The following is an 875-nucleotide window of genomic DNA, read 5'->3' as shown; positions in this document are numbered from 1 at the left end:
CGTCGCGCAAGAGCCGGTTGTTAAGCCGCTGCGCAAAGGTTTTGCTTGTTCACTGCTCTCTGGCCACATAGTGCTTACCTAGCCTGCTCATTATTGCTGAGCATATTGTAACTAAGCGCATTTTCAGTGCGGTTAACAGCTTCTGTTGTAGCCGAAAATGTCGTCACGCCCAAAAACAACGCTGCGATGGCTTCTGCATTAGAAGGGAAAAATAAGTGTAGATACGTAGCCGTCAAACTACCCTCGCGATAGATTGCTTCACCCGGCGCCGAATGCCTTTGTCTTTTACCGTAGCCAATAGGTTCTGGCGTATTTGCACTTCGAGAACGATGATGCGCATGCGCTCTTACATCACCTTCAGGCAAAGCGGCGGTCTGCATCCCCTGGCAACCGCGCTTTCCGCGCATGGCCCCATCGCCCGCCATTAATCCCGCCATAGAATAGCGCGCGTCTTCAAGATCAGTCAGCGATTCTAGGCAATATAAAAAACCACCGCACTCAGCCAGTACCGGTTTATTAGCACGATGGAATACTTGAACGGACTCGCACATGCTACGGTTTTGACTCAGTTTTTGCGCATAGAGCTCCGGATATCCACCAGGCAACCAAAGTGCATCTGCCACGGGCACTTGTTGATCAGACATGGGAGAAAAGAATTCGTAACTTGCACCCAATGTCTCTAACAACCGCAAATTGGCGTCATAAATAAAACTAAATGCTGCATCCTTAGCAATCGCAATGTGTTTTCCTTCAAGCAAACGACTTGGACGCGCTAATGAAGTGGATTTGAAATCGACCGGCTCAGGCAACTGAGTAATCGCCTGCTCACCAATCCACGAGACGCCTTTTTCAAAACGTACTTCAAGCTCTTCACG

1 pseudogene is annotated in these 875 nt (G+C 49.3%); it reads right to left on the bottom strand.

The window, feature by feature from the left end:
- Positions 1–74 precede the first annotated feature (74 nt).
- Positions 75–875, bottom strand: a pseudogene (locus A3756_RS19870) (cobyrinate a,c-diamide synthase); the annotation flags it as partial.

This window comes from Oleiphilus sp. HI0086 (assembly GCF_001635225.1).
The sequence above is the reverse complement of the archived record's forward strand: the minus strand, read 5'-3'. Positions and strand labels throughout refer to the sequence as shown.